Below are 26,541 nucleotides of genomic sequence, written 5' to 3'. Positions count from 1 at the left end.
TCCCGCGAAACCCAGCCGTGTCCGCTCCTGTTGCCGATCAGAACCACGCGTACCCGGCAAAACCCACCTAATCCCGCATTTGGAACCAGTGCCAATCTCTATGTCTCTATCTATCGGCGATGGAGGCGGGGTTTGCGCGAACTGGTGGAACGGCGGCTGGTCGACGGACGGGTGCGGGACGAACCGGGCGGGCGGCGGGTGCAGGTCAACCTGCGCGAATCGCCGCTCGACTGGTTGAAGTCGCGGTCGCTGGTCGATGCGCGGCAATATGAGGCGGGCGAGCGGTTGCGCGACGATTACGAGCGGGCAGCGCTGGGGCCGCGCGTCACCATGCGCTGGGACGGTGCGCCCCGCGGTGGCAAGGGTAGTCCAAGCGATCCATCGGGCGGGCAGGTCGCGGCCAAGGCGCGATTCGACGCGGCGGTGGCGGCGGTCGGGCCGGGGCTGTCGGATATTCTCTGGCGGACGGTGTGCGCGAACGAAGGGCTGCCGGCGGCGGAAAAGGCGCTGGGCTGGCCGGCGCGGGCCGGGCGGCTGGTGCTTACGCTGGCGCTCGATCGGCTGGCGGCGCATTACCGGCTGGCGTGACGAACCGCCGATACGCCCAGCCGATGCCGATCAACGCCGCGCCGAGCGCCATGAACGACAGGATGCGCAGCACGCCCTCCAGCGCGGAGGCGTCGATCAGGAAGACCTTCAGCGTGGTGAGGGTCAGCAGCGTCAGGCTGAAGCGGCGCAGGTCGGCCCCGGCGCGCGCGATGCCGCGCCACAGCCACAGGATAGAAAGAGCGAGCATCGCGGCGGAATAGCCGCCATTTTCGGCAAGGCTGACCGGGCCGGTCAGGATGCTGCCATGCGCGACCTGCCGGATGGTGGCGAGGGCGGCGATCAGGGTGAGCAACGCGGCGAGCAGGCTGCGACGCGGCAGGCCGGTGAGCCGCCACAGGATCGCGGCGGCTAGGGTGAGATGCAGTGTGGCGGCATTGAGGATCGGGAGCGCGCCGACCGCCTGCGGAACCAGCGCCGGGTTCAGCCCGAGCAGGTCGAACCACAGGATGCGGCCGAGCGCGAGGGGGAGCAGCGCCGTCGCCAGCGGGCGGTGGCGGTGCCATGCGGCCCAGGCGGCGAGGAGCGCGAGGTCGGTCAGCGCGGCGCGTTCGAGGAAGCCGTGGGCGCGGAACGCTTCGGGGGTGGCGATGGCGAGCGGTTGCTTGAGCAGCACGTACAGCCCGGCGATGGCGATGCCGGTCGCGGCGGGCAGGATCAGGCGGCGGGAGGAGCCGAACAGCGGTCGCTGCCACAGGCCCGCGCCGATCAGCGCAAGCGCGGGGAGAAGGAGCAGGCGGGCGGCGTCGCCGGCGGGCGGCAGCTGCAGATAGGGCAGTTCCTCCCAGACCAGCGATACCGTCAGCGCTTCTGCCACGGCCGACAGCGGGGGCAGGGCGAGGGAAAGGAGGACGAGCGCCGGGAGCAGCGCGAGCCGTTCCGGGATCGCGCGGTCGACGCGGGATGCGGTCAGCAGGATGCCGAGCGCGGCGAGCGGAGCGAGCACCGCCGGCAGGAGTGCGGCGACGGCGAGGCCGGTGCCGAGCGCCGCGACCGCCACGCCGCCGACCAGGCCCATGTCCCCCGTTTCGGCACGGTCGCGGTGCCGCCAGGCGAGCGCGGCGGCGGCGAGGGCCAGCGCGAGGCTGGCAAGCGCCCAGAGGGCCGGGGGCAGCAGGTCCGGCGCAACGATCCGGGCGGCCAGCAGCGGCGCGGCGGTGCCGGTCAGCGCGACGACCGCCCAGCCCGGCGCGCGGCGCGAGGCGGCTCCGCCGGCGGCACCGAACAGCAGCAGGGCGACCGGGAGGGCGGCAGGCGTCGCGGTATCGCCCGGTAGCAGGCCGAGCGCGACGAGCAGGGTGACGAGGATCGCGGCACCGATCGCGGCGGGCAGCAGCGTCGCGTCGCGCCATGCGAGGAACAGCGCGGCGGCGGACAGGGTGAGGTAGAAGCTCCACGCCAGCGCCGAGAAATCGAGCATCGGGGCGAGCGCCAGCATCTGGACCAGTGCGACCAGCAGCGGCGCGGCGCGCAGCCACGGCCGGGCGATGGCGGCGCGCGGGGCGGCAAGCGTGCCACCGATGCCCAGCGCGATCAGGAACGCGCCGATCCCGCCGAGGCTCGGCGCCGGGACCAGCACGATCAGCAGCCCGACCCAGCCGAACGCCGCGACCAGCGCCGACAGCGCCAGCCACGCCCAGCCGCGCACGATGGCGAGGGCCAGCAAGGCGGCGACGAACAGGCCGAGATAGACGAGCAGCGCGCCGATCCCGGCGGCGTCATAGCCCGCGACCAGCGGCGCGGCGAACCCGCCGACCAGCGCCATGACCGCGGTCGGCGGCCCGTGACGCAGCGCGAGGAACAGGCCGAGCGCGGTGACGCCCAGCATGATCGCGAAGCCCAGTGCCGGGCCGATCAGATGATAGAGCGCGGCAGCGAGGTAGAGCGTGGCATAGGCCGAGGCGATGCCGGCCCCGGCCAGCACCTGTCCGATGCGCGGATCGTCGCGCGTGGCGGGAATGCGGCGCGCGGCCTCGCTGCCGATCAGCAGGGAGAGGGCGAACAATGCGGCGAGGACCGTGCGGATCGCCGGGGTCAGCCACCCCGCCTCGATCGACAGGCGGACGAGGAAGATTCCGCCGACGACCAGCGCCAGCCCGCCGATCCACACCGGCAGGCGGCTGCCGACCAGGGTTTCGAAATCGATGGTCGGGCGCGGCGGGCGGGGCAGGGTGGGGCGCCGCCGCTGCGGCGCGGGCGGGGGTGCCGGCTCCGCGACGACGACGGGGGGTGTGACGGGGTCGGCCGCGGTGGTCTTGGTCGGGATCGGCGTCCGCCGCTCCAGCGCGTCGACCCGGCGTTGCAGCCGGACCAGCAGGACCGTCTGCACGATCACGGCGAGGAGGAGGACTATCGTCACGATACCCGATTGTGGCACAGCCGACCGGCCGGTGTCGCCCCCTTGGCGAAGGCCGCAGGGAGATTGTCCGCCGATGCAGCTCTATGGATCGACCATTTCGCCGTTCGTCCGCAAGGTCGCGGTGTTCGCCGAGGAGAAGGGGATCGCGCTCGACCTGGTCCCTGCCGCGCCTGGCGATACGTCGCCCGCGTTTCGCGCGATCAGCCCGTTCGGCCAGATCCCGGCGCTGGTCGACGGTGACTTCACCCTTGCCGATTCGAGCGCGATCGTCACCTATCTGGAGGCGAAATATCCCGAACCGGCGCTGATCCCCGCCGATCCGCAGGCGCGCGGGCGCACCATCTGTTTCGATGAACTGGCGGATACGATCGTGTTCGGCGCAGGCCGGACCATGCTGTTCAACCGGGTGGTCGGGCCGCTGTTTCGCGGCGGCGTCGGCGATGCGGCCGCGGCGGATGCGGCCGAGCGGGACCAGTGGCCGGCGATCCTCGCCTATGTCGACGGCGAGATCGGTGACCGGGACTTTCTGGTCGGGGATGCGCTGACGCTGGCCGATATCGCGGTCACCAGCGCGTTTGCCAGTGCGCTCCATGCGTGTGCGGCGGTCGATTCGGCGGTCTATCCGAACCTTGCGCGCTATCTGGAGGCGATGCTGGCGCGGCCGGCCTTTGCGACGCGGGTGGCGGGCGAGCGGGCGTTTATTGCACGTGCGCGGGCAAAGGTTTCCGCATGAAGTTCGCGTTCGTGAAGTGCCATGGGTCGGGCAACGACTTTCCGCTGATCGATGCGCGGGATATCGACCTGTCCGACGGGGAATGGGCGCGGGTCGCGCGGACGCTCGCGGATCGCTCGGGCGATGTCGGTGGCGACGGATTGTTGCTGTTAACCGGTTCGGATGAAGCGAATATTTTCGGGATGCGGATGTTCAATCCCGATGGGTCGGAGGCGGAGACGTGCCTGAACGGGCTGCGCTGTACCGCGCGGCTGGGGTTCGAGGTGACCGGGACCACGCAGGGACAGGTGCGGCTGAAGACCAGCGTTGCGCAGGCGCGGGTGGTGGCCGATGTCGCGCCGGGGGTGTCGACGATCGAGACGAAGGTCGGGCCGGTGTCGCTCGCCCCCGGCGATGTCGGGCTGACGGTCGGCAACGAGCCGTTCGTCGATGCGGTCATCCCCGGCCTGCCGAGCGAGCGGCGCTTTACCGCGGTGGCGATGCCCAACCCGCATCTGGTGGCGTTCGTCGATGCGGTGGACGAGGACGAACTGGTCCGGCTGGGCGACTGGTGCGAGAGCGCGCCCGCGCTGATCCCGGCGCGCGCCAATGTGAGCTTCGTCGAGGTGCGCGAGGCGGATCATGCGACCGCGCTGTTCGTGCGGACCTATGAACGCGGCGTCGGGCTGACCAACAGCTGCGGCAGCGCGATGGCGGCGTCGACCCATGCGGCGGCGCGGACGGGGCGGATCGGCTGGGGTGTGGAGACGCGGGTCTTCAACCGCGGCGGCATGGTGCGCGCGAAGGCGGATGCGGACGCGGTGGTGACCATCGCCGGCAATGCGACGTTCGAATGGGACGGCGCGATCGAGGTCGATCCGGCGACCGGGGTTGCGGGGGCGCTGCGGATCTTCGGGCGGCGCGACGGGGAAGTCGCGGCGTGGGAAGCGATGCTCGCGGGGTTGTGAGGTTCGCGTCCGTCACTTTGCTACTGACCCGTTTGCTTCGAGCCTGTCGAGAACCGTAGTCGAGAAGGGGGTGCCCCAAGCGAGCGGGTTCTCGACGGGCGGTTCTCGACAGGCTCGAACCGAACGGGATGGGGACAGGGAGGGGGGGAGCGCTACTTCCCCCGTGCCGCCATCGCCGCCTCGACCAGGGCCAGTCCTTCGGCGCTGGCGATCGCCAAGTCGAGCGGGCGGCCGCCGAGGCTTTCGTCATGGTCGTTGAGGAACGCCATCGCCGCGTCGCGCCCGCCGAAATGGCGGAAGGCGCCGGTCGCGACCTGTCCCTGGCGGGTGGCCTGTTCCGGGGTGAGGCGGACCGTCGTGTATTTGCGGCGGAACTTCATCGCGCCGGGACGCGGTGCCGGTTCGGCCGGGGCGGCGGCGGGCGTCGTACCGCCATCGTTTGCCACGACATCGGGCGTTGCATCGGCCATGGGTGCGAGCGCGGCGGTCATGCCGCCACCATCCGGCCCGAGGCCCCCAGCAGGTCGCGCAGCGACGCGATGCGGCGTTCGTAGCCGCGCGCCATGCCGCCATGCGCATGCGCGGCCTCGACCGATGTGGCGTTGGCGGCGCGCATCAGCGAAACCTGATGGCGGTGCAGTAGATCGTTGAGGTCCATATTCGACGCTCCCAACAGCGTAAGCGGAAGCGCGTGCGTCTCCCGGTCGCTGGCGCCTACGGACCATCTGCCAACGATACAGAAGATATGGGTATGCCGGGGGCGATCCGCCATGGCTACGCAAAAACGAACCAAATGGGAACATTCTGGTTGACAGCGCGACGCTCTTATGGCACAAAACAGGAACATCGGGAATTGTGGGGTTCGGGGCCGGGCGGAAACGTCGTCGGCCCCGAAATGCGTCTGGGGGCGGGACATGGCAAGGGAAGAGGTGCTGACGACGGGTACCAATCGTCCGGTGCAGAAGCAGCGGACGGCCAAGGGGTGGACGCCGAGCCGGCGGGAGCAGTTTCTCGATCATGTCGCTGCGACCTGCAACGTGCGCGCCGCGACCGAGGCCGTCGGCCTGTCACAGGCCAGCGTCTATGCGCTGCGGCGGCGCGATCCGGCCTTTGCCGCGCAGTGGCGCATGGCATTGCTGGCAGGGTATGACCGGCTGGAAGAGATGCTGGTGTCCAAAGCCATCGCCGTGCTGGACGGCGTAGCGGTCGGCGATCCGGACAAGGTGGTCTGCGGCGCGATCAGTGTCGAACAGGCGATCAAGCTGCTCGATCGGCATCGTTCGATCGTGAAAGGCGGTAGCGGGCATCGCGAACAGCGGTCCCGCGCGACCCAGGCCGAGACGGATGCGATGCTGATCGCGCGGATCAAGGCGATGCGGGGCAAGGAGGCGCGGCGGGTATGAGTGGCGTCGACCCGCTGGTCGCGGCAATGGCCGCATTGAGCGATGCGCAGCTCGAACGCTTCCTGATGAAGGTAACGCCGCATCGGCGCAGCGAACTGATGACCCGGTTCAAGCTGTGGGCGCATGACGGGCAGACGATTGCCGATAATGACTGGACGGTGTGGCTGATCCAGGCGGGGCGCGGGTTCGGCAAGACCCGCGCCGGATCGGAGTGGGTATGCGCGCAGGCGGCGGAGCGGCGCGATTTGCGGATCGCGCTGGTCGGGGCGACGCGGCGCGATGTCGAAAGCGTGATGGTGCGCGGGCCGGCGGGGGTGCTGGCGATCGGTCGGCATTACGGTCCGGTCACCGGGCGTCCGTCGCGCGGTGTCGTCGAGTTCGGATCGGGGGCCGAGGCGCATGTCTATGCCGCCGAAAGCCCGGAGGGACTGCGCGGGCCGGAGCATCATGTCGCGTGGTGCGACGAGCTGGCCAAGTGGCGCAATGCCGATGCGACCTGGGACAACCTCATGATGGGGATGCGGATGGGCGAGCGGCCGCAGACATTGGTCACGACCACGCCGCGCGTCATCCCGCTGCTGCGTCGCATCCGGGCGATGGAGGGGGTGCGGATCACCGGCGGGCGGTCGCGCGACAACCGGCATCTGTCGGAGAGCTATTTCGCGCAGATCGAGGGGGCCTATGCCGGCACGCGGCTGGGGCGGCAGGAGCTGGACGGCGAACTGATCGAGGATGTCGCGGGCGCGCTGTGGGAACGCGCGGTGATCGAGGCGCGGCGGGTGGACAAGGTGCCGGCGCTGGTGCGGGTGGTGGTCGGGGTCGATCCGCCCGCCGGGATCGGCGGCGATGCGTGCGGCATCGTCGCGGTCGGCAAGGGTGCGGACGGCTTTGCCTATGTCCTTGAGGATGCGAGCGTTTCGGGATTGTCGCCCGAGGGATGGGCCGGGGCGGTGGCGGCGTGTGCGGCGCGCCATGGCGCGGACCGGGTGGTGGCGGAATCGAACCAGGGCGGGGCGATGGTCGCCAGCGTGCTGCGCGCGGCGGACGCGGGATTGCCGGTGCGGCTGGTCCATGCGTCGCGCGGCAAGGTCGCGCGGGCGGAGCCGGTGGCGGCGCTCTATACGGGTGGGCGCAGGGCTATGAGGCGCAGCTGCGCGAGGCGTATCTGGGCAATCCGATTGCGCAGCGCGCGGTCAGGATCGTGGCGGAGGGGCTGGCGTCGCTGCCGCTGAAGGGCGACGCGCGCGCCGTGGCGCTGGTCGAGACGCGGTCGGCAGGACAGGACCTGCTGGAAAGCGTGGGCGCGCAGCTGTTGCTGCACGGCAATGCCTATATCCAAATCCTCGACGACGGCGCGGGCGGGGTCGGCGAGCTCTATGCGCTGCGGCCCGAGCGGGTGACGGTGGAGGCGGATGCGACCGGGTGGCCGGTCGCCTATCGCTACCGCGTCGGCGAGCGCGTGCTGCGCATCGCGGCGGAGGGCGAGGGCGGTCGGGCCGGGCTGATCCATCTGCGCGGTTTTCATCCGCTGGACGATCATTACGGGCTGGGGTGCCTGGGCGTGGCGGCAGGGGCGGTCGCGATCCACAACCAGGCGGCGCGGTGGAACAAGGCGCTGCTCGACAATGCCGCGCGGCCGTCCGGCGCGCTGGTGCATGATCCGGGCGATGGCGGCGTGTTGTCGGGCGAGCAGTTCGACCGGCTGCGCGCGCAGATGGACGATGCCTTTGCCGGCGCGGCCAATGCCGGACGGCCGATGCTGTTGGACGGGGGCCTGAAATGGCAGGCGATGAGCCTGACCCCGGCGGACATGGATTTCGTGGGGTTGAAGGCGCAGGCGGCGCGCGAGATCGCGCTGGCGTTCGGGGTGCCGCCGATGCTGCTTGGGCTGCCGGGCGACAATACTTTCGCCAATTATCGCGAGGCGAACCGGGCGCTGTGGCGGCAGACGATCGTGCCGCTGGGGCGGCGGGTGCTGGGCGCGATCGGGCAGGGGATCGACGGCTGGCTGGGGACCGGCGCGCTGGAGATCGAGGTGGAGGCGATCCCGGCCTTGAGCGACGAGCGCGACCAGTTGTGGACGCGGGTCGCTGGGGCGGATTTCCTGACGCCGGAGGAGAAGCGGGCGCTGGTGGGGATGTAATTCCCGCCACTGGCGTCATCCCAGCGAAGGCTGGGAACTCCTGGTGGGGTTCGGTCTGCTTGCCGCGAGAGACCCCAGCCTGCGCTGGGGTGACGCCCGTGGCTATGGGGATCAGTTCTGTGGCTCGGCCGGCGTGCAGACCAGCGTCGTGCGGTCGAACGTTCCGCCGGCGTCGAGGCAGCGTTTCCCCTTCAGGAACGGCAACGCGAAGGTGAAGGCGAGCAGGGCCGCGCCGAAGGCGGCGGCGATGATGCGGAGGCGCGGTCTCACTTGGGTGGGGCTAGCGCGGGCAATAGCGGGAGGCAAGCGATGGGCGATACGGGGCTGCTGGCGCAGCTGATGGGGCAGGCGGCCGACGATGGCGCCGAGCTGCAGACGCTGCGCGCGATTGCGGAGGAGGCGGGCGAGCTGGGCGCGACGCGGGCGATGGCGCGGATCGGGCTGTCGGATGCGGCGGCGGCGGGCGACGTGCAGGAGCTGCGCGAGCTGTTGAAGGCGTGGCGCGAGGCCAAGAGGTCGGCGGTGCGCGCGGCCTTTGCGTGGGTGATGCGGATGGCGTTCGCGCTGCTGCTGGTCGGGATCGCGGTCAGGACCGGGTGGCCCGAATGGGCGCGGTGAGGTTCGCGGGCTATGCTGCGATCTTCGGCCGGGCGGACCGGGGCGGGGATGTCGTGCTGCCGGAGGCGCTGGTCGCGGGCGGCGCGGTGCCGTTGCTGTGGCAGCATCGGGGCGATCCGATCGGAACGGTCGAGTGGCTGGGCGAGGATGCGCGGGGGCTACGCGTGATCGGGCGGATCGATGGCGGAGAGGCGGCGCGGCTGGTGCGGGCCGGGGCGGTCGACGGGTTGTCGTTCGGATACCGCGCGCGGGCGGTGAGGCAGGGGGCGTGGCGGACGATCGCCGCCACCGAGCTGATCGAGGTCAGCGTGGTTGCGCAGCCGATGCAGGGGCTGGCGCGCATCCATGCGGTCGAGGACGGGTGAGGTTTTTCCGACGCGCTCGCGCGCGTGGTGCGGTGCCGGCCCGCTCCCCCACCCGGCCACCCATCAGAATACCGTGTGGGTGGCCGGGTGGGGAGCGGGCCGGCACCGCACCGTCAACAAACTTCCACAAACTTTTCCACAACGGGGGTGTCGCAATCATGCGGCGCCCCTTTTTTCATGGGGACGACGGGTATGACGATCGAGACGCTGGCGGGGAGCTTTTCGGGTGTGGCGGCGGGTGCGAGCCGGCCGATGCTGAGTGCGGGCGGGCAGGCGAGCGGGTTCGGCGCGTTCGTGCGGAGCGGCACGATGGTCGAGACGAAGGCGGTGGCGGGGACCAGCGATGCGGGCGGCGGCTATGCCGTGCCGCGCGAGATCGACGCGCTGATCGGCGCGACGCTGAAGGTCGCCAGCCCGATCCGCGCCATCGCGCAGGTGGTGAGCGTGGGGTCGGCGGGCTATCCCAGCAGCGTGTTCGCCTGCCCCTCGGCCAGCCCCGGCGTCCACAGGAACGCACCGTCCGCCGTCTTGAACTTGCGGATGCGCGCCGCGGTCTGCGCATTCATCACCCAGCACGCGCCCTGCCGATACGCACCCCGCAGGCTATGCACCAGGTCGATCAGCCGGTTCTCGGGATCGGTCCCGAAATCCGCCGCCGCCCCGCTGGGCAGGTGCTGCAGCGTCCCGAAGGCACGCACCGCATCGCCGGTCGCAGCAGTCGGATAGGTCAGGAACCCCTTCGGCCGCCCGACACCGCTGCCGCCCACGAACGCCTGTCCCTCGGCCCGCGCGAACTCGCTCGCGATCTCGTCGGCCAGCCACGCCTCCACGTCGAACGCGGCATCGTCCAGCATCGCCTGGCTCGCCGCCGGATTGGCGTACAGCTCGCCCATCGGCGGCGCGATCTCGTTGAAGGTCGGGGTTGCCGTCTCCGGCCGCGCACCCCCCTCGCTCGCCCAGCCCGACGGCGTGGCACCGCTCGTCACCAGCTTGCGATATCCGGTGGTCGAGGCGGAGGACATGCCCGACATCGCGGCGGGCAGCCTGCCGATCGCGTTCGGCAACTTCAAGGCGGGGTATCTGATCGCCGAGCGGGCCGAGACGCAGATCCTGCGCGATCCCTATTCGAACAAGCCGTTCGTCCATTTCTACGCCACCAAGCGCGTCGGCGGGGCGGTGATGAATTCGGAGGCGATCAAGCTGATGAAGATCGCGGCGGCGTGATCTGACGGGGCGGGGGAAACCCCGCCCGTCTTGTTGGCAATCCAGCGGAGCTGGATTGCGGCGGCACCGGCCAGTGCCGGGTGAACAATGCCCCGCATTGTTCAGATCATGCCGGGGCATGATCGACCCGACACTCCCCCACCCGGCCACCCACACGGTATCCTCGATGGGTGGCCGGGTGGGGGAGTGGGCCGGTGCCGCCAATCCGCCGTGAGGCGGTCAAATCAGGAGAATCACATGACCACAGCGCCCTTTCCGGCGGCGGTGATCGCGGGGGTGCGCGTGGCGGCGCGCGACCATCTGCGGGTGCGGTCGCAGGCGGATGTGGCGTTGCTGCTCGATTTCTTTCGCGCGCGACTGGGGCCGGCACGGGCGTTCCGGTTGCAGGATCCCTTCGACCATTCGACCGCTGCGGTGCCGGGGTTCGGCGATATGGCGATCGGGACCGGGGACGGGGTGACGACGCGGTTCGCGCTTGTGAAGCGCTATGGGGAGATGGTGCGGCGGATCACCCGGCCGGTCGCGGGCAGCGTGCGCGTCGGCGTGGGCGGCGTCGAGACGCAGGGCTTTGCAGTGGGCGATGGGGGCGTGGTGCTGCTCGACGTCGCGCCGGGCAAGGGCGTGGCGGTGACGGCGGGGTTCGCGTTCGATGTGCCGGTGCGCTTTGCCGAGGACCGGCTGCAGGTGGCACGCGCGACGCACGGCGCGGGCGTCGCGGCCAGCGTGCCGCTGATCGAGGTGCGCGAGGCATGAGCGCGGTGTCGACCCTGACCCTGTGCTGGCGGATCGAGCGGTGCGATGGGGTGACGATCGGGCTGACGGCGCATGACCGGGACTTGGAGATGGACGGGCTGACCTATCGCGCCGCGCCGGGGATGACCCCGTCGGCGATCGTGCGCGACGATACGCTGGATGCGCCGGCGATGACGGTCGAGGGCGCGCTCTCCCATGCCGCGATCGCCGAACGGGACTTGCGGGCCGGGCGCTATGACGGGGCGCGGGTGGCGGTGTTCGCGGTGGACTGGGAGCGGCCGGGGGTGCCGGTGCCGGTGGCCAGCGGGCGGATCGGCACGGTCGAGACCGGGCGCGGGCGCTTCGCCGCCGAACTGCTGGGCGGTGCGGTGCGGCTGGAGGCGCCGGTGGTCGAGGCGACTTCGCCCGGATGCCGCGCGACGCTCGGCGACCGGCGGTGCCGGGTGGCGATGCGCGGGCGGCGCAAGGTGGTGCGGGTTGCAGGCCAGGAGGGCGAGCGGGTGGTGCTGGCGGCGGGCGCGGGGTTTGCGCGGGGGCGGCTGCGCTGGATCGGGGGCGCGAATGGCGGGCTGTCGGCGTTCATCGTCGCGGCGGATGCCGGAAGCGTGACGCTGGAGACCCCGCCGCGTTTCGCGGGCGCGGGGGCGCTGGTCGAACTCTCCGAGGGGTGCGACGGGACGCTGGCGACCTGTCGCGACCGGTTCGGCAATGTCGCGAATTTCCGGGGCGAGCCGCATCTGCCGGGCATCGACCTGCTGACCCGCTATCCGGGCGGATGAGCGCGGTCGGGCGGGCGCGCAGCGTCATCGGGTGCCGGTTCCGGCGGCAGGGGCGATCGCCGGACGAGGGGTTCGATTGCGTCGGGCTGGTCGGCTGGGCGCACAGGGTAGCGGTGCCGGGCGATTATCCGCCGCGTAGCGGCGACGTGGGGCGGGCTGCCGCCGTGCTGGGACAGGCGTTCCGGCCGGTCGGGCAAGCGGTGGCGGGAGATGTGCTGCTGATCGCGAGCGGGCCGGGGCAGCTGCATCTGGCACTCGCGACCGGGGACGGGCTGATCCATGCCGATGCGGTGGCGCGGGCGGTGGTCGAGCGACCGGGGCCGCCGCCCTGGCCGGTGATCGGCATCTGGCGAAAACGGGAGGACGACGATGGCGACGATGGTGCTGACGACGCTGGGCGGGGCGGTGGCGGGGCCGATCGGGGCGGCGCTGGGCCGGGTCGCGGGTGGGACGATCGACGGGGCAGTGTTCGGTGGGCGCCCGCGACAGGGGCCGCGGCTGCGCGAACTGCAGGTGCAGCTCTCAAGCTATGGCGCGCAGATTCCGAAGCTGTTTGGAATGATGCGGGTGGCGGGCACGGTGATCTGGGCGACCGACCTGCGCGAGTCGGCGGCGACCAGCGGCAAGGGCGCCGGGCGGACGACGCAGTATAGTTATAGCGCGTCGTTCGCGGTCGCGCTGTCGGGCCGGCCGATCCGGGGCATTCGCCGCATCTGGGCAGAGGGCAAGCTGCTGCGCGGGGCGGCCGGCGACTGGAAGACACGCACCGGCGGCTTTCGCTGGTATCCGGGTGACGAAGCGCAGATGCCCGATCCGCTGATCGCCAGCGTGGTCGGGATCGGCAATGCGCCGGCGTTTCGCGGGATTGGCTATGCCGTGTTCGAAAATCTCGCGCTCGCCGATTTCGGCAATCGCATTCCGTCGCTGACCTTCGAGGTGGAGGCGGATGCCGGTCCGATGGGCGTTGGGACGATCGTCGCGGCGCTGGGCGATGGCGCGATCCGGGCGGAGGCGGCGGGGCCGGCCTTTACCGGCTATGCCGCCAGCGGGGACCGGGTGCGCGATGCGGTGGAGGCGATCATCGCGCCGCTGGGCGGATTTTATGCTGCGGCGGGGGATGCTACCCTGCTGCGGATCGGTACGGGGCCGGCGCGAGTGCTGCCCGACGCGGCGCTGCCGGTCGACGTGCCGGGCTGGCAACGTCCGCCGAGCGCGCCGGTCGATGTCGCCATCGCCCATCACGACACCGCCCGCGACTATCAGGTCGGGGTGCAGCAGGTGCTGCGCCCCGGCGGGGCGGGACGGATGCTGCGAATCGAGCTGCCAGCCGCGATGGCGGCGGAGACGGCGGCCAGTATCGCCGGCGACCTGGCGTTGCGCGAGGCGATGGCGGGCGAGGTGCGGACGATCGCGCTCGATTGGCAGGCGATCGATATCGCGCCGGGCGACCGGGTGACCCTGCCCGGCGAGGCGGGGCTATGGCGCGTGCGGCGCACCCGGATCGAGGCGATGCGGATCACGCTGGAACTGGTGCGGATCGCGGGCGGGGGGCAGACTCCGCCGGCTGCGAGCGGTACGCCGCAACTGGCGACCGACATGCTCGCCGGGCGGACGGTGCTACACGTCGTCGAGCTGCCCGGCGACGATGCGGGCAGCGCGCCATGGGTCGGCGTGGTCGCGGCGGGCACCGGGCCGGGCTGGCGCCGGGCGACGCTGTCGGTCGGCAGCGATGCGGCCGGCTGGACCGAGATCGGCGACACCGCCGCGGCCGGGGTCTTCGGCGTGGTTACGATGCCGCCCGCGATCGGCAGTGCACTGGTCGAGGACCGGGCGTCGGTGATCGAGGTCACGCTGCTCCACGACGCCATGACGCTGGAGAGCATCGATGCGACCGCGCTGGATCGCGGCGGCAATGCCGCGCTGGTCGGCGAGGAGATCGTGCAGTTTGGAGCGGCCGAGCGGATCGGCGAAGCGCGCTGGCGCCTGTCGCGCTTGTGGCGCGGGCGGCGCGGAACCGAGGCGGCGATGGCGGGGCATCGGCAGGGCGAGCGATTCGTGCTGCTCGATTCGGCAACGCTGCGGCGCATCGATAGGGCCGTCGTCGGCACGCCGATCGGCGTGATGGCGGTCGGTCTCTCCGAAAAAGACGTGGTTACCATAGGCTTCACGCCCGAGGGGCACTGGCTGGTCCCGCCGGCACCGGTGCAGCTGAGAATCCTGCCCGACCGCGATGGACCGATGCTGCGCTGGAGCCGCCGGGCGCGGCTGTTCGCGCCATGGCGCGACGGGGTCGACATGCCGCTGGTCGAGGAGCGCGAGGCCTATCGCCTGACCGTCACCGACGCGACCGGCACGGTGCGCACGGTCGAGCTGGGCGAGCCGCAATGGCGTCCGGTCGATATCGTCGGCGCGGCGACCATCGAGGTGCGCCAGATCGGCACCAACGGCCTGTCGCCGCCGGCAACCCTGACCTACCCCTTGGAGACGTCGCGATGAACGAGCTGACCCACCGCCTGTCGCTGCCGATGTTGCACATTGCGCAGGCGCACAAGGAAATGACGCATAACGAGGCGCTTATGCTGATCGACCTGCTGTTGCACGGATGCGTCGCGGGCGTTGCGCAGGACGCGCCGCCCGCGACCCCGGTTGCCGGGCAATGCTGGATCGTCGGGCCAGCCCCGACCGGCGACTGGGCGGGCCGGACGGGGCAGATCGCCGGGATGACCGAGGGCGGCTGGCGCTTCGTCGGTCCGCGCGAAGGCATGCGGCTGTGGTGGACCGGCGGCGAAACGACCGTGGAGTTCCGCGGCGGTCAGTGGGTTCGCGGCGAAGTGCGGGCGCGCCGGATCCTGATCGACGGGACGCCGGTGCTGGGCGCGCAGCAGGCGGCGATTACAACGCCCGGTGGCGGGACGACGCGCGATGAAGAGGCGCGCACGGCGGTATCGGCGATCCTGGCGGCGTTGCGTGCGCACGGGCTGATCGCCGCCTGAAACCGTGGCATTCGGGCAACACCGCAGAATTTGTGCGCTTGCGTGGAAACTAACGCTTCGGTACTTGGTTTGCGCTGTCCGTAGGACAACTGTGAAAGGGGACTAGAATGCGGAAGCTTGCCGTCACTTTGGCGCTCGCGACCACTGCGCTCGCAACTCCCGCCCTCGCCCGCGACAACGCGTGGTATGTGGGTGTGGAAGGCGGCGCGATGATCGTCGAAGACATCGATTACGATCTGACCACGCCGGCCGGTGGCGTTACCACCGTCGATAGCGATTACGGCTACGACGTCGGTGGCACCGTCGGTTACGACTTCGGCGCGCTGCGCGTTGAAGCCGAAGTTGCGTACAAGAGCGCGACCGTCGACGAACTGCGCACGACCGGTTCGATCGCAACCGGCCCGACCACTGCGGTCGGTGCAGGCACCTACAGCGGCGGTGGCCGCACCTCGGCGCTGTCGTTCATGGCGAATGCCCTGCTCGACTTCGGCGATGACGATGCCATCAGCGGCTTCGTCGGCGGCGGTGCCGGTGTCGCGCGCGTCAAGGCGCACGACTATCGCGTCGTCAACAACTTCGCGGCGCTCGACGATTCGGACACCGTGTTCGCATGGCAGGCTCTGGCGGGCATCCGCGCGCCGCTGAGCGAAAATGTCGACGTGTCGCTGAAGTATCGCTTCTTCAACGCCGATGACGTTCGCCTCGTGAACGTTCGTGGCGTCGGCTATGACGGTCGCTTCCGTTCGCACAGCCTGCTGGGCGGCCTGACCTTCAACTTCGGCGCGCCGACCCCGCCGCCGCCGCCGCCGCCGCCGGTCGAAACGCCGCCGCCGCCGCCGCCGCCGGTCGAAACGCCGCCGCCGCCGCCGGTCGTCTGCACGCCGGGACCGTACATCGTGTTCTTCGAATGGGATAAGTCGGACATCACGCCGGAAGCGGCTGGCATCCTCGACAACGCCATCTCGAACTACCAGTCGTGCGGCAACGCGCAGGTCATGCTGGCCGGCCACGCCGACCGTTCGGGTTCGGCTTCGTACAACGTCGGTCTGTCGCAGCGTCGCGCTGACTCGGTCCGTGCGTACATGGAAGGCCGTGGCATCTCCGGTGGTTCGATCTCGACCGAAGCGTTCGGTGAAGGCCGTCCGCGCGTCGAAACCGCCGACGGTGTTCGCGAACTGCAGAACCGTCGCGTGGAAATCACCTACGGTCCGGGTTCGGGCATGTAATTCCACTTCTTCGGAAGTCGAATTTCGGAAGGGAGGTCGGGCAACCGGCCTCCCTTTTCGTTTGTCGGCAAGCTAGGGGGTGTTCGTCGTCGCGGATCGGCGGGGGGGCGTGATGGAACGGGAGGTGGCGTGCGAACCGGTAGCGGTTCCGCCAGGGCTGGCAGCGCTGGTTGCGGGCTATGGATGGGCGCGCAATCGGGTCGGCGAGTCGGGCGGCGCTGTGTATCGCCTGTTCGGCAAAGCGGGGGCGCCCGACCTGTATCTCAAACAGGGCAGCGGCCACGTGGCAGACGATATCGTCGACGAGATGGCGCGGCTGCGTTGGTTGACAGGCAAGATGCCCGTCCCGCGTCTGGTCGGCTTCATCCTGACGACGGACGGGGCATGGCTGTTGACGACGGCGTTGGCCGGGGAAACCGCGTGGCAATTGCTGGAGCGGGCTCCCGAACGGGCGGAACAGATCGTCGATGCGCTGGTGGAGTTGCTCCAACGGCTCCACGCGGTACCCGTCCAGTCCTGTCCGTTCGATAGCGACATTGACCGGCGGTGCTGGCTCGCCCGTCGCCGGATCGACGCCGGTCTGGTCGATGAAAGCGATTTCGACGAAAGCCGCGCGGGGTGGAGCGCGCAGCAGGTGTGGGACGCGTTGCAATGCCATCTGCCGCTCACGCCGGATCCGGTCGTGACCCATGGCGATTTCTCGCTCGACAACATCCTGGTGCACGGAGGGCGAGTCACGGGATGCATCGACCTTGGCCGTGTCGGGGTTGCCGATCGCTATCAGGATCTGGCGATCCTTTCTGCCGGTCTGGCCGAGTTCGGGGAGATGCTGCCCAAGCGTCTGTTCGCCCGCTACGGCATCGAGGCGGTCGATCAGGCAAGGATCGAGGCGCATCTGTTGTTGGACGAACTGTTCTAGCGCGGTTCTCGACCAGGATGAACCGCCGTCATCTCCCTGCGGGCAACCGCTGCACGGCGGGCAATGTTCGATCCGGGGCGGCGTCGATCTTCGGTCTCGATGCCTCGGCATCACCCCTTTTCACGCCAGAACACTTCCGTGCCGATGCGCCCACCTGATCCAGTAGCGCTCCAGCGCAATTATGGATTCGCTGAGACATCATCGATTTGGGTAGAGCCAGCCAGCGCTGGCGGAGACGGAGGGATTCGAACCCTCGGTAGGAGTAATCCCCCTACGGCGGTTTAGCAAACCGCTGGTTTCAGCCACTCACCCACGTCTCCCAAGCGCGCAACGCTGCTTGGAGAGCGGGCCTATAGCGGGGGAATGGGCGGCGATCAACACCCTACATTGATCGTATTTCGATGCCGGCCGGGCGCGCGTTCATTGCGGGGACAGCTGTTCGCGGCCTATCATGTGCCGGACGGGCATGATTGCGGGGAATGCGTGATGAGATGGTGGACAGGTTGGATGGTGCCGCTGCTGGTGCTGGCGGTGCCGGCACAGGCGCAGGTGCGGACCATCGACCCCAATGACGCGATCGATGGTGACCTGACCCCGCAGGCCACGCCGACGCCTGCGCCCCGGTCGAGCGTGCCGCCGGCCTATCAATCCACACCGGTTCCGTCGCAACCGCAGACGCCGGCCCCGGTGCAGCAGTCGCCCAGCACGACTGCCACGTCCGCCGCCAACGAGACGTTCGAGCGCGAGGACCTGATCGGTGCGGCCGAGGGGGTGTTCGGGCGCGGGGCCGAGGGGCTGGCCGGGATCATCGAGAATATCCTGAAGGATCAGGGCAAGCCCAACGCCTATATCGCCGGGCGCGAGGCGGCGGGCGCGTTCGTCGTCGGGCTGCGCTACGGCTCGGGGATCATGAACCACAAGGTCGAGGGGCAGCGGCCGGTCTATTGGACCGGGCCGTCGGTCGGGTTCGACGTGGGCGGCGACGCGACCAAGGTCTTCGTGCTGGTCTACAACCTGTATGACTCGCAGGAGCTGTACAAGCGGTTCCCGGCGGCCGAGGGGCGGGCCTATTTCGTCGGAGGGTTCTCGGCGAGCTATCTGCGGCGCGGCGATGTGGTGCTGATCCCGGTGCGGCTGGGCGTCGGCTGGCGGCTGGGCGCGAATGTCGGCTATATGCGGTTCAGCGAGAAGCAGAGGTGGCTGCCGTTTTAAGGCGCAGGGCGGCCCGCCACTGCGGGACACGCCCCAGCCCGGCCAGCGGCTGCGAGCCGACTGACGACGCGGGCTTTGGGCGCGGGGCGGCCCGCCACTGCGGGACACGCCCCAGCCCGGCCGGCGGCTGCAAAGCCGACCGACGACGCGGGCTTTGCCCGCGGCGCGGGCCGTTAAAAAAGAAAGAAGCGGGACCCCGGGTCAAGCCCGGGGTGACGATAGTGGTATCGTTCTAATGTCCCTCAGCCCCCTGGAAACGCGGTCGATTCGAACCGCACCGGCGCGCCCTGCGCGTCGCCGACCAGTTGCGCTTCCCACATCGCGGTCTTGCCGCGGACGATCGTCCCGATCGGTCGGCCGGTGAGGGTGTCGCCGGTGAAGGGCGACCAGCCGGCGCGCGAGGCAAGCCAAGATTCCTTGATCGTCCAGCGCTGCTTGAGGTCGACCACGGTGAAGTCGGCGTCATAGCCGAACGCGATCCGACCCTTGCCGGCCAACCCGAAGATGCGCTGCGCGCCGGCGCTGGTCAGGTCGATCAGTCGCTGCAGCGTCAGCCGCCCTTCGGCGACATGGTTCAGCAGCAGCGGCAGCAGCGTCTGTACGCCGGGCATCCCGCTGGGGGTGGCGGGATAGCGCTTGGCCTTTTCCTCGATCGTATGCGGCGCGTGGTCGGAGCCGATGACGTCGGGTACGCCCTGCGTCAGCCAGTGCCACAGCCCGTCGCGATGCGCGCCCGACCGGATGGGCGGGTTCATCTGCGCATAGGTGCCGAGACGCGGATAGGCCTCTTCGCCCGCCAGCGTCAGATGCTGCGGCGTGACCTCGCACGAGGCGATATCCTTGTTCGCGCCCAGGATTTCCAGTTCGGCGGGCGTGGTGACGTGGAGGACATGGACCCGGCGGCCGGCTTCGCGAGCAAGGCGCAGGATGCGGCGCGTGGCGATCAGCGCGCTTTCGTCGTCGCGCCAGACGGGATGCGAGGCGGGATCGCCGCTGACCCGTTCGCCTTCGCGCGCGATCATCCGCATCTCGTCCTCGGCATGGATCGCAACGCGGCGGTGGCCGGAGCGCAGGACGTGCAACAGGTCGGCATCCTCCGACACCAGCAGGTCGCCGGTCGACGATCCCATGAACACCTTGACCCCGGCGGTACCGGGCAGGCGCTCCAGCTCGGCCAGATGGTGCGCGTTGCGCGCCGTCGCCCCGACATAGAAGGCGTGGTCGCAATACATGCGGCCCCGGGCACGGGCGAGCTTGTCGGCGATCGCCTCTTCGGTATCGGTCGCGGGTTTGGTGTTCGGCATTTCGAACACGGCGGTCACGCCGCCCATCACCGCCGCAATCGATCCGGTGGCGAGGTCTTCCTTATGCTCCAGCCCCGGCTCACGGAAATGGACCTGGGTGTCGATGACGCCGGGCAGGATGTCGAGGCCGGTACAGTCGATCGTCTCGCCCGCGTCGCCGCTCACGCCAATGCCGGCGATGCGCCCGTTGGTGACGCCGATATCGACGCGCGCCGGGCCGGAGGGAAGGTGGACGGTGCCACCGGTGAGCTTGGTATCGAAGGTCGCCATTGCCGCCTCTTGTAGCCAGGGGGTGGGCCGTCCTACCTGTTGGCCATGACCATGAACACCCCCGAAACCCGCCCCGGTACCTGGCTGTCCGATCGGGCGGTGTTGCGCGTCGGCGGCGTGGAGGCGCGCCCCTTTTTACAGGGGCTGGTGACGCAGGACATGGCTACCGTGACGCCCGAAACGCCGCAATGGGCGGCCTTGCTCAGCGCGCAGGGCAAGGCGTTGTTCGACTTCATCCTGTGGGCCGATGGCGACGATATCCTGATCGATTGCGAGGCCGAAGTGGCCGATGCGCTGGCCAAGCGGCTGACGCTGTATCGCCTGCGCCGCGCGGTGACGATCGAGCGTACCGATATCGGCGTCCATTGGGCGCCGGGCGGGAGCGAGGGCGTGGCCGATCCCCGGCTGGCGGCGCTCGGGCGGCGCTGGCTGGCCCCGGCGGGAGAGGCGGCTACCGGTTGGCTGCCGCACCGGCTGCGCCATGGCGTGACCGAGGGGCGGGCCGAGCTGGGCGACGGGCAGACGCTGTGGCTGGAGTGCAATGCTCGCGAACTGAACGGGGTCAGCTTCACCAAGGGCTGCTATGTCGGTCAGGAAAACACCGCGCGGATGAATTACCGCTCGACGGTCAACCGGCGGTTGGTGGTGGTGCCGACCGACATGCCGGGGCCGCGTACGCGCATCGTCTATCCCGACCTGGCGCTGGCGGTCGAACATCGCCGGGTCGACGAACTTGGCATCGCGCTGCGTCCCGACTGGTTGGTCGCGGCGCTCGCCCCGCCGGCCTGAACGCCGCGCTGGACGGGGCGGGCGGCTGCGATACAAGTCGGTCATGCAGGAAAATCTGACCACCGACCGGCCGACCTTCGTCACCCATCTCGAATGTTCGATGACGGGCGAGCGATATCCCGCCGACACGCTCCATAATCTGTCCAAGGCTGGACGACCGTTGCTGGTCCGCTACGACCTGCCGGGCGTGGCGGCGGCGTTGCCGCGCGATACGCTGGCCGCGCGCGAGACCGATTTGTGGCGCTGGCGCGAGTTGCTGCCGGTGCGGCAGACGGCGAACATCGTCAGCCTGGGTGAGATCGAGACGCCGCTGATCCCCATTCCGACATCGGGCGGCGAGCGCGTGCTGGTGAAGGACGAAGGGCGCCTGCCGACCGGCAGCTTCAAGGCACGCGGGCTGGTGATGGCGGTGGCGATGGCGAAGGAGCTGGGCGTGCGGCGCATCGCCATGCCGACCAACGGCAATGCCGGCGCCGCGCTGGCCGCCTATGCCGCACGGTGCGGGATCGAGACGATCGTGTTCTGTCCCGAAGACACGCCCGAAGTGAATGTCCGCGAGATCGCCGCGCAGGGCAGCCGGGTGTGGCGCGTCAACGGACTGATCGACGATTGCGGTGCGATCGTCGCCAAGGGCGCGGCGGAGGGGCGCTGGTTCGACTTCTCGACGTTGAAGGAGCCGTACCGGATCGAGGGCAAGAAGACGATGGGCCTCGAGCTCGTCGCGCAGCTGGGCTGGCGGGTGCCCGATGCGATCTTCTACCCGACCGGCGGCGGCACCGGCCTGATCGGCATGTGGAAGGCGTTCGACGAACTGGAGACGCTGGGCTGGATCGGGTCGAAGCGGCCGCGCATGTACGCGGTGCAGGCGTCGGGCTGCGCGCCGATCGTCCGCGCGTTCGAAGCCGGGCAGGATCATGCCGAACGCTGGGAAGACGCCCATACCGTCGCCGCCGGCATCCGCGTGCCGCGCGCGGTCGGCGATTTCCTGATCCTGCGCGCGGTGCGGGAGAGCGGCGGCAAGGCGATGGCGGTCGGTGACCCGGCGATCCTGAAGGCGGTCGACGACTGCGCGCGGCGCGACGGGTTGCTGCTGTGTCCCGAGGGCGGCGCGACGCTGGCCGCGTACCGCCAGGCACTGCGCGATGGGGAGGTCGATGCGGAGGAAGAGGTCGTGCTGTTCAACTGCGCGACCGGGCTGAAATACCCGATGCCCCCGGCGACGGCGACGCTGGACCGGCACGCGCCGATCGATTTCGACGCGCTATAGGCGGCGTTTTGTAGTGATTGATCGGCTGCCTGCTGCATACGAGGCAGGAGCGGCTTGAGGCCCCGCCCTTCGCCGGGGCGACGCGGTTGGCCTAAGGGATCAGGCGTCCAGTATCCGTGACGATGCCGCGTTCCCCCGATCGCCGGTTGACCCGACCGATCCACAGTCTAGCGTTGTCAACGCAACAGGTGCGACAGCGCGGGCGGGGAGAGCGAAGATGAAACAGGCGATCGCGCGATGATCGAACCATGGCGCACGTTGCTGATCGTCGGCCTGTCGATCGGCGCGGTCATCCTGCTGGTGCTGCGGCTGCGATTGCCGGCGTTCCTCGTGCTGCTGATCGTGGCCCTGGCCACGGGGCTGGCGTTCGGTGCGGAGCCGGCGCGGGTGCTGGCGGCGGTGCGCAAGGGGTCGGGCGAGGCGCTGGGCTTCGTTGCGGTCGTCATCGGGCTAGGCGCGATGCTCGGCGGCCTGCTGGAGGCGTCGGGCGGGGTCGCGACGCTGGCGAACCGGCTGCTCGACCGGTTCGGGGAGCGGCGGGCGCTCTGGGCACTGACCGTGATCGGCGTCCTCGTCGGCATTCCATTGTTCTTCGATGTCGCCTTCATCATTCTTGTGCCGCTGCTGGCGACGCTGTCGATCCGGGCGGGGCGGCGGGTGATCTATTTCGCGCTGCCGGTGCTGGCCGGGCTGATGACGATGCACGCGCTGTTGCCGCCGCATCCCGGCCCCGTCGCGGTGGCCGAGCTGCTGGGCGCCGATTACGGGCTGCTTGCGCTTTACGGCCTGATCTGCGGCATTCCGGCAGCGATCCTTGCCGGACCGGTCTTTGCACGGATCGCCCATGGCGCGCCGGGCTGGGGCGCTCATGCCATGCCGCCGACCCATGACGAAGGTGCGGCGCGGCTGTCGCCGCTTGGTTTCGGCTGGGCGCTGGTCGGGATGCTGGTGCCGCTGGTCCTGATCCTGACGGCTGCTGTCGCCGGGGTCGTGCTGCCGCCCGGCGCGCTGCGGGAGGCGATCGCGTTCGTCGGTCACCCCTTTGTCACGCTGGTGCTGGCCTGCCTGCTGGTGACCGCCGTGCTGGTGCGGGGCGGCACGCCGATGCAGCTGGCCGCCGATGTGATGACCCGCGCGCTGGCTCCGGCCGGGCTGATGGTCCTCGTCGTCGGCGCGGGCGCGGCGTATAAGGAAGTGTTGATCGAATCCGGCGCGGGCCAGCAGGTATCGGACATGGTCGCCGCCGCGCAGCTGCCGGTGCTGGCGTTCGCCTTCCTGATCGCAGGCTTCGTGCGGGTGGCGCAGGGGTCGGCGACGGTGGCGATGGTGACGGCCGCGGGCCTGTGCGCGCCGATCGTCACTGCCGCCGCGCTATCGCCCGGACGGATCGCACTGGTGACCATCGCCATCGGCGGCGGCGCTTCCATTGCCAGCCATGTCAACGACACCGGCTTCTGGCTGGTGAAGCAATATCTGGGGCTTAGCGAGGCACAGACGTTTCGCAGCTGGACCGTCGCCTCGACCATCGCCGGCTCCGCTATCTTTGTGACGGCGGCACTGCTCTGGTCGTTCGTGTGATGCGGTGACGCGCGTTGGACTTCGTGGCGGATGCCCATGCGGTGTCAAGTTGCAGCGGCATCCGCATGCGGAAGATCGCGGCCCTTGGCGCGATGCTGGCCCAGCCCGGACCGATCGTCGACCTGCCCGACTGATACCGACGCTCCTCCGTTCGGATGAGCCGACGCCGAAGGGCATGGCGTCGGCCTGCGTACCGGTGGTAGCATCGGGCGGGACGACAATGGCAACACATTGCGTCGAGGAGAAGATGCATTGACCCATGACTGCCGCTGCGGCGGGCCTTCGCGCCGTGATGTCCTGGCCACGGGGGCGCTGGCGGCCGGGCTGGCGCTGTCGATCCCGCGATCGGCACAGGCCGCTGCGTTGGCGGCACCGGCAGCGATGGGGAAGGCCCGACTGCAGCCGTTCGATATGGCCGATGTGACGCTGGGCGAGGGACCGTTCCTCGCCGCGCAGCGCCGGACCGAAGCCTATCTGCTGAAATTGCAGCCCGACCGGATGCTGCACAATTTCCGCGTCAATGCCGGCCTTCGACCCAAGGCGCCCGTCTATGGCGGCTGGGAATCGGAGGCGATGTGGGCCGACATCAACTGTCATGGCCATACGCTCGGCCATTATCTGTCGGCCTGTGCGCTCGCCTTTCGCGCGACGGGGGATCGGCGGTACCGGCAACGGATCGACCATATCGCCGGTGAACTCGCCGCCTGTCAGGCGGCGGCCGGCAGCGGGCTGGTCTGCGCCTTTCCCAAGGGGGCGGCGGTGATCGCCGCGCACCTGCGCGGAGAGCCGATCACCGGGGTGCCGTGGTACACGCTGCACAAAATCTATGCCGGCCTGCGCGATGCGGCGTTGCTGGCCGACAGTGCGACGTCGCGCGCGGTGCTGCTGCGGCTGGCGGACTGGGGCGTGGCGGCGTGTCGGCCGCTGTCGGACGCCGCGTTCGAAACGATGCTGGAAACCGAACATGGCGGCATGAACGAGGTCTATGCCGACCTGTATGCGATGACCGGCAATGCCGAGTATCGCACGCTGGCGGAACGATTCTCGCACAAGGCGGTGCTGTTGCCGCTGGCGCGCGGGCAGGACCATCTCGACGGCCTGCACGCCAATACGCAGGTGCCCAAGATCGTCGGGTTCCAGCGCGTCCATGATGCGACCGGCGACGCACGCTACCACGATGCCGCCGCGTTCTTCTGGCGGACGGTCGTGCAGACCCGCTCCTACGCGACCGGCGGTCATGGCGATGCGGAATATTTTTTCGCCGTCGCCGCCGCACGCGATCACGTCTTTTCGGCGAAGGGGTCGGAGACGTGCGGCCAGCACAATATGCTCAAGCTCACGCGCGCGCTGTTCCTGCAGGACCCGCGCGTCGACTATGCCGATTACTACGAGCGGACGCTGTATAACGGCATTCTCGCGTCGCAGGACCCCGACAGCGGCATGGCGACCTATTTCCAGGGTGCACGCCCCGGCTATATGAAGCTGTACCACACGCCCGAGCATAGTTTCTGGTGCTGCACGGGCACCGGCATGGAGAACCATGTCAAATATCGCGACTCGATCTATTTTCACGACGATGCCGCGCTGTACGTGAACCTGTTCATCCCCTCCGCGGTGCGCTGGCGGGCGAAGGACGCGGTACTGACGCAAGTCACGACGTTCCCGGAACAGCCCATGACGACGCTGCGCTGGGGGCTGGAGCAACCGACCGACGCCACGCTGAAACTGCGGCATCCGGGATGGAGCCGCAACGCGATCGTGTCGGTCAACGGCGTGGAAGTCGCCCGATCGACACTGCCGGGCCGCTATATCGACCTGACCCGTACCTGGCAGGACGGCGACCGGGTCGAGCTGCGCCTGACCATGGCGGTCGCGGCCGAACCGCTGCCGGCGGAACCGGAGATCGTCGCCTTCACCTATGGACCGCTGGTCCTTGCCGGTGCCCTGGGTCGCGAGGGGCTGGTGCCGGGTGCGGATATCATCGCCAATGAACGCCGCTATGGCGATTACAACAACGCGCCCTTTTCCGTGCCCCGGCTCGCCGGCGATCCAGACCTGCTGGCACAAAGCATCCGCCCGACGGACAGGCCGCTCGAATTCACGGTCGCGTCGGTGGAGGGAACGCCGATCCGGCTGATCCCCTATCACCGCATCGCGCACGAACGCTATGCGACCTATTGGGACGTGGCGTCGCCGCACAGCTGAGGCAGGCCGGCCTGTCCGGGCTATACAGACGAATTCCGTCGCGGTCGGATGCTTCGGCGATCTACGTCGGGCGTGGCAGGACACTTGTCGCCCGCCATGGTAACCCCCACCAGACGATCATGATTGCTGGCCACCATGAATGGCGTCTTGTCGCGCAGTTCCTCACAATGTCGACGGTCAGCAGCGTGGTGTTCGCATCAAGATGTCGAGCGTCAGCGACCGCGCATCGGATTACGCGTGCTGTAGTGCTTCCCCAACACTTGAAAACGCCGCCGGCGCATGGATTGTCTGCTGCGCGACGATCGTTTGAGCAGCGTCGGCGCAGCCACCACGTTTTCCTTGTGCTCACTTGGCAACATCTTCCGGTAGCCGCTTGGCTTGGCGTCTATCTTTAGCGCGTAACGAAGCAATCCATTCTCGGCGACCGTCGAACCGATGCCGGAGATTCGCTGGTATGGCCCGCCGAAAATAATAGGTGCCACCTTGGCGGCGAAACAGGTGAGGTACACACGATATTGCCTCGCTACGTTTGTAGTAGCCAACCGCGCTAAGCCTGATTTTCTCACAAAAGCCCGAAGCACTTCAATAGCTGCGGGAGAATGGTGCCCCTCAAAGGCCGAAGATGGGCACTCAGAACATTGGATAATTTCGATATCGCGGCGCTGATGCAACGTCCGATGCTGGATTAATAAATAGCACGCGGTTAGTCGTGAACCCCCGAGGTTCGCATGGTCCCTGTCCATGCCATATGCTGCGGAAGAATGCCGTTACCACAGCATATGGTAGCTACGAGCGTGCGCCGGGCGGGCGAACAAAAGCCTTTTGCAGGATTTAATACATCCATTATG

At 69.4% G+C, this 26,541-nt stretch carries 25 protein-coding genes, 1 tRNA gene and 3 pseudogenes; 21 read left to right on the top strand and 8 right to left on the bottom strand.

Annotation, left to right across the window (positions count from 1 at the left end; genetic code table 11):
* Nucleotides 1-132 precede the first annotated feature (132 nt).
* On the top strand, nucleotides 133-588 hold the full coding sequence (locus MF609_RS02375; protein WP_242414705.1) for a DUF6456 domain-containing protein: 456 nt from the start codon (nucleotides 133-135) through the stop codon (nucleotides 586-588).
* Here the strand turns inward: MF609_RS02375 and MF609_RS02370 are convergent.
* Complete coding sequence (locus tag MF609_RS02370; protein WP_242414704.1) at nucleotides 542-2,965, bottom strand: DUF2339 domain-containing protein; 2,424 nt, start codon at nucleotides 2,963-2,965, stop codon at nucleotides 542-544. The two genes, MF609_RS02375 and MF609_RS02370, sit on opposite strands and share 47 nt — an antisense overlap.
* Nucleotides 2,966-3,038: 73 nt before the next feature.
* Here MF609_RS02370 and MF609_RS02365 point away from each other — a divergent pair, with 73 nt between their 5' ends.
* Both MF609_RS02365 and dapF read left to right on the top strand, forming a co-directional pair.
* Nucleotides 3,039-3,698: a glutathione S-transferase family protein gene (locus tag MF609_RS02365; protein WP_242414703.1), complete on the top strand. Its 660-nt coding sequence runs from the start codon at nucleotides 3,039-3,041 to the stop codon at nucleotides 3,696-3,698.
* Nucleotides 3,695-4,645 (top strand): diaminopimelate epimerase, encoded by a 951-nt coding sequence (gene dapF, locus MF609_RS02360; RefSeq protein WP_242414702.1) that lies wholly within the window; start codon nucleotides 3,695-3,697, stop codon nucleotides 4,643-4,645. Before MF609_RS02365 ends, dapF begins: the two co-directional genes overlap by 4 nt.
* 152 nt (nucleotides 4,646-4,797) lie before the next feature.
* Here the strand turns inward: dapF and MF609_RS02355 are convergent, their stop codons facing one another.
* Nucleotides 4,798-5,136 carry an antitoxin Xre/MbcA/ParS toxin-binding domain-containing protein gene (locus MF609_RS02355; protein ID WP_242414701.1) on the bottom strand — a complete coding sequence of 113 codons (339 nt, stop codon included), beginning with the start codon at nucleotides 5,134-5,136 and terminating at the stop codon, nucleotides 4,798-4,800.
* Complete coding sequence (locus tag MF609_RS02350) at nucleotides 5,133-5,303, bottom strand: hypothetical protein (RefSeq protein WP_242414700.1); 171 nt, start codon at nucleotides 5,301-5,303, stop codon at nucleotides 5,133-5,135. Before MF609_RS02350 ends, MF609_RS02355 begins: the two co-directional genes overlap by 4 nt.
* Nucleotides 5,304-5,559: 256 nt before the next feature.
* Between MF609_RS02350 and MF609_RS02345 the strand changes: the two genes are divergently transcribed.
* The 3 genes from MF609_RS02345 to MF609_RS02335 are packed head-to-tail and all read left to right on the top strand — an operon-like array spanning nucleotide 5,560 to nucleotide 8,191.
* Nucleotides 5,560-6,048 carry a hypothetical protein gene (locus MF609_RS02345; protein ID WP_242414699.1) on the top strand — a complete coding sequence of 163 codons (489 nt, stop codon included), beginning with the start codon at nucleotides 5,560-5,562 and terminating at the stop codon, nucleotides 6,046-6,048.
* Nucleotides 6,045-7,280 carry a terminase large subunit domain-containing protein gene (locus MF609_RS02340; protein ID WP_277990993.1) on the top strand — a complete coding sequence of 412 codons (1,236 nt, stop codon included), beginning with the start codon at nucleotides 6,045-6,047 and terminating at the stop codon, nucleotides 7,278-7,280. Before MF609_RS02345 ends, MF609_RS02340 begins: the two co-directional genes overlap by 4 nt.
* The gene (locus tag MF609_RS02335; RefSeq protein ID WP_419723045.1) at nucleotides 7,250-8,191 is read left to right on the top strand and encodes a phage portal protein; all 942 of its coding nucleotides are present in this window, start codon (nucleotides 7,250-7,252) and stop codon (nucleotides 8,189-8,191) included. The genes MF609_RS02340 and MF609_RS02335 overlap by 31 nt, the downstream gene beginning before the upstream one ends.
* Nucleotides 8,192-8,302: 111 nt before the next feature.
* Here the strand turns inward: MF609_RS02335 and MF609_RS02330 are convergent, their stop codons facing one another.
* Nucleotides 8,303-8,461, bottom strand: a complete 159-nt coding sequence (locus MF609_RS02330) for a hypothetical protein (RefSeq protein WP_242414698.1) — start codon at nucleotides 8,459-8,461, stop codon at nucleotides 8,303-8,305.
* A 39-nt stretch (nucleotides 8,462-8,500) separates the two neighbouring features.
* Here MF609_RS02330 and MF609_RS02325 point away from each other — a divergent pair, with 39 nt between their 5' ends.
* The 3 genes and pseudogenes from MF609_RS02325 to MF609_RS02315 form a co-directional block, all read left to right on the top strand.
* The gene (locus tag MF609_RS02325) at nucleotides 8,501-8,809 is read left to right on the top strand and encodes a DUF6127 family protein (protein ID WP_242414697.1); all 309 of its coding nucleotides are present in this window, start codon (nucleotides 8,501-8,503) and stop codon (nucleotides 8,807-8,809) included.
* On the top strand, nucleotides 8,797-9,174 hold the full coding sequence (locus MF609_RS02320) for an HK97 family phage prohead protease (RefSeq protein ID WP_242414696.1): 378 nt from the start codon (nucleotides 8,797-8,799) through the stop codon (nucleotides 9,172-9,174). Before MF609_RS02325 ends, MF609_RS02320 begins: the two co-directional genes overlap by 13 nt.
* Before the next feature lie 177 nt (nucleotides 9,175-9,351).
* Nucleotides 9,352-9,576: pseudogene (locus MF609_RS02315) on the top strand (phage major capsid protein); the annotation flags it as partial.
* A 59-nt stretch (nucleotides 9,577-9,635) separates the two neighbouring features.
* Here the strand turns inward: MF609_RS02315 and MF609_RS02310 are convergent.
* Nucleotides 9,636-10,181, bottom strand: a pseudogene (locus tag MF609_RS02310) (phage major capsid protein); the annotation flags it as partial.
* 13 nt (nucleotides 10,182-10,194) lie between these two features.
* On the opposite strand from MF609_RS02310, the gene MF609_RS02305 reads away from it, so the two are divergent.
* The 7 genes and pseudogenes from MF609_RS02305 (at nucleotide 10,195) to MF609_RS02270 (ending at nucleotide 17,068) form a co-directional block, all read left to right on the top strand.
* Nucleotides 10,195-10,398 carry a phage major capsid protein gene (locus tag MF609_RS02305; protein WP_419723044.1) on the top strand — a complete coding sequence of 68 codons (204 nt, stop codon included), beginning with the start codon at nucleotides 10,195-10,197 and terminating at the stop codon, nucleotides 10,396-10,398.
* Nucleotides 10,399-10,704: 306 nt separating this feature from the next.
* Nucleotides 10,705-11,151 (top strand): annotated as a pseudogene (locus MF609_RS02300) (DUF2460 domain-containing protein); the annotation flags it as partial.
* A complete protein-coding gene (locus MF609_RS02295; protein WP_242414695.1) occupies nucleotides 11,148-11,930 on the top strand; it encodes a DUF2163 domain-containing protein in 783 nt (260 codons plus the stop codon). The pseudogene MF609_RS02300 and the gene MF609_RS02295, both read left to right, overlap by 4 nt.
* Nucleotides 11,931-12,299: 369 nt before the next feature.
* Nucleotides 12,300-14,426 (top strand): GTA baseplate fiber-binding domain-containing protein, encoded by a 2,127-nt coding sequence (locus MF609_RS02285; protein WP_242414694.1) that lies wholly within the window; start codon nucleotides 12,300-12,302, stop codon nucleotides 14,424-14,426.
* A complete protein-coding gene (locus MF609_RS02280) occupies nucleotides 14,423-14,923 on the top strand; it encodes a DUF2793 domain-containing protein (RefSeq protein WP_242414693.1) in 501 nt (166 codons plus the stop codon). Before MF609_RS02285 ends, MF609_RS02280 begins: the two co-directional genes overlap by 4 nt.
* A gap of 107 nt (nucleotides 14,924-15,030) precedes the next feature.
* Nucleotides 15,031-16,149, top strand: coding sequence for an OmpA family protein (locus tag MF609_RS02275; protein ID WP_242414692.1), 1,119 nt, complete (start codon nucleotides 15,031-15,033; stop codon nucleotides 16,147-16,149).
* A 112-nt stretch (nucleotides 16,150-16,261) separates the two neighbouring features.
* Nucleotides 16,262-17,068 (top strand): APH(3')-I family aminoglycoside O-phosphotransferase, encoded by an 807-nt coding sequence (locus MF609_RS02270; protein ID WP_242414691.1) that lies wholly within the window; start codon nucleotides 16,262-16,264, stop codon nucleotides 17,066-17,068.
* 227 nt (nucleotides 17,069-17,295) lie between these two features.
* On the opposite strand, the gene MF609_RS02265 is transcribed toward MF609_RS02270, so the two are convergent.
* Nucleotides 17,296-17,388: transfer RNA gene (locus MF609_RS02265), tRNA-Ser, on the bottom strand.
* A gap of 187 nt (nucleotides 17,389-17,575) precedes the next feature.
* On the opposite strand from MF609_RS02265, the gene MF609_RS02260 reads away from it, so the two are divergent.
* Nucleotides 17,576-18,280 (top strand): DUF1134 domain-containing protein, encoded by a 705-nt coding sequence (locus tag MF609_RS02260; protein WP_242414690.1) that lies wholly within the window; start codon nucleotides 17,576-17,578, stop codon nucleotides 18,278-18,280.
* A gap of 242 nt (nucleotides 18,281-18,522) precedes the next feature.
* Here the strand turns inward: MF609_RS02260 and MF609_RS02255 are convergent, their stop codons facing one another.
* Nucleotides 18,523-19,854, bottom strand: a complete 1,332-nt coding sequence (locus tag MF609_RS02255; RefSeq protein WP_242414689.1) for a dihydroorotase — start codon at nucleotides 19,852-19,854, stop codon at nucleotides 18,523-18,525.
* A 45-nt stretch (nucleotides 19,855-19,899) separates the two neighbouring features.
* Here MF609_RS02255 and ygfZ point away from each other — a divergent pair, with 45 nt between their 5' ends.
* From ygfZ to MF609_RS02235, 4 genes are all read left to right on the top strand, one after another.
* On the top strand, nucleotides 19,900-20,643 hold the full coding sequence (gene ygfZ, locus MF609_RS02250) for a CAF17-like 4Fe-4S cluster assembly/insertion protein YgfZ (protein ID WP_242414688.1): 744 nt from the start codon (nucleotides 19,900-19,902) through the stop codon (nucleotides 20,641-20,643).
* Nucleotides 20,644-20,686: 43 nt separating this feature from the next.
* On the top strand, nucleotides 20,687-21,910 hold the full coding sequence (locus MF609_RS02245; RefSeq protein ID WP_242414687.1) for a threonine synthase: 1,224 nt from the start codon (nucleotides 20,687-20,689) through the stop codon (nucleotides 21,908-21,910).
* Between the two features lie 237 nt (nucleotides 21,911-22,147).
* Complete coding sequence (locus MF609_RS02240; RefSeq protein WP_242414686.1) at nucleotides 22,148-23,488, top strand: GntT/GntP/DsdX family permease; 1,341 nt, start codon at nucleotides 22,148-22,150, stop codon at nucleotides 23,486-23,488.
* A gap of 381 nt (nucleotides 23,489-23,869) precedes the next feature.
* Nucleotides 23,870-25,693 carry a glycoside hydrolase family 127 protein gene (locus MF609_RS02235; protein WP_242415154.1) on the top strand — a complete coding sequence of 608 codons (1,824 nt, stop codon included), beginning with the start codon at nucleotides 23,870-23,872 and terminating at the stop codon, nucleotides 25,691-25,693.
* Between the two features lie 212 nt (nucleotides 25,694-25,905).
* Here the strand turns inward: MF609_RS02235 and MF609_RS02230 are convergent, their stop codons facing one another.
* Entirely contained in the window at nucleotides 25,906-26,436 is a 531-nt protein-coding gene (locus tag MF609_RS02230) for a hypothetical protein (RefSeq protein ID WP_242414685.1), read from the bottom strand.
* Between the last annotated feature and the right edge of the window lie 105 nt (nucleotides 26,437-26,541).

The organism is Sphingomonas panni (assembly GCF_022664435.1).
Lineage (GTDB): Bacteria > Pseudomonadota > Alphaproteobacteria > Sphingomonadales > Sphingomonadaceae > Sphingomonas > Sphingomonas panni.
The sequence above is the reverse complement of the archived record's forward strand: the minus strand, read 5'-3'. Positions and strand labels throughout refer to the sequence as shown.